Origin of the sequence: Mycobacterium sp. E183, from assembly GCF_001667735.1 — a bacterium.
Classification (GTDB): Bacteria; Actinomycetota; Actinomycetes; order Mycobacteriales; family Mycobacteriaceae; genus Mycobacterium.
Genome location: NZ_LZJN01000040.1, coordinates 1 through 1,058 on the forward strand (window position 1 = coordinate 1; position 1,058 = coordinate 1,058).

Genomic DNA, 1,058 nt, shown 5'->3' on the forward strand with positions numbered 1-1,058 from the left:
TTCACCGCCCTGCACGCGGTGAGCGCCCTGGCCATCACGGGTGGCGACACCCCGCCCCCGGCCCGCATCGTGCTGCTGTCCGACGGCGGGGAGAACAAGCCGTCCAATCCCAGCGACCCGCACGACGGGGTCTACACGGCGGCGCGGCTGGCCCGGGACGAGGGGGTGCCCATCTCGACGATCTCGTTCGGCACCAAGACCGGCGAGATCGAGATGGACGGGCAGCGCGTGGCCGTCCCGGTTTCGACGGACCAGATGAAGACGATCGCCAAGCTGTCCGGCGGGCAGTCCTACACCGCCAGCAACATCGCCGAGCTCAACAAGAGCTACAACGCCATCGAGAAGGACATCGGCTATCGCACCGTGGCCGGGCCGGGCAGCGCCGGGTGGCTGCGCCTGGGCGTGATCACCGCCTTGATCGCGACGGCGCTGGCGCTGCTGATCAACCGGCGGCTGCCGGTCTGATCGTCAGGACGGCAGCCGGCGGTTCAGGAACAGGCCGGCCAGGATCGCGCCGGCCAACGCGACCGCCCCCAGCAGCATCCACGCCAGGCTGGCGTCGCCCTTGACGGTCTCGTACCCGATCTGGCGCTGCAGGGTCGAGTAGACGTTCTTCAGCGACTCCAGGCTGTCGGCGTGGAACGCCTGGCCGTCGGTGATCTCGCAGATCTTCTGCAGCGTCTGATCGTCGACGGGAACCGGGATGGTGGCGCCCTCGTACTCGACGGTGCCGTACGGCGTCCCGAAGGAGATGGTCGAGATCTGCACGCCCGCGGCCTTGGCGGCCCGGGCGGCGGTGAACGCCCCCTGCGGGGCGTTGGCGTCCAGCGGCACGTTCTCCGCGCCGTCGGACAGCAGCACGATGCGGGCCGGGGGCGGGGTGTCGCCACCCGTGATGGCCAGGGCGCTCACCGCGTGCAGGGCGGTGAACAGGCCCTCACCCGTCGCGGTCTTGGGGGCCGGCTTCAGGCTGTCGATCGCCGCCTTCACCGCCTCGCGGTTGGTGGTCGGGGAGACCAGCAGCGACGCGTTGGCCGCGAATTCCACCAGCCCCAGGT

At 70.6% G+C, this 1,058-nt stretch carries 1 protein-coding gene and 1 pseudogene; one reads left to right on the top strand and one right to left on the bottom strand.

Features of this window, described 5'->3' with window-relative positions; translation table 11 throughout:
* A pseudogene (locus A5691_RS03940) lies at positions 1 to 465 on the top strand (hypothetical protein); the annotation flags it as partial.
* Between the two features lie 3 nt (positions 466 to 468).
* Here A5691_RS03940 and A5691_RS03945 read toward each other — a convergent pair.
* On the bottom strand, positions 469 to 1,058 hold a 590-nt coding region (locus tag A5691_RS03945), incomplete at its 5' end, for a VWA domain-containing protein (RefSeq protein WP_156734761.1).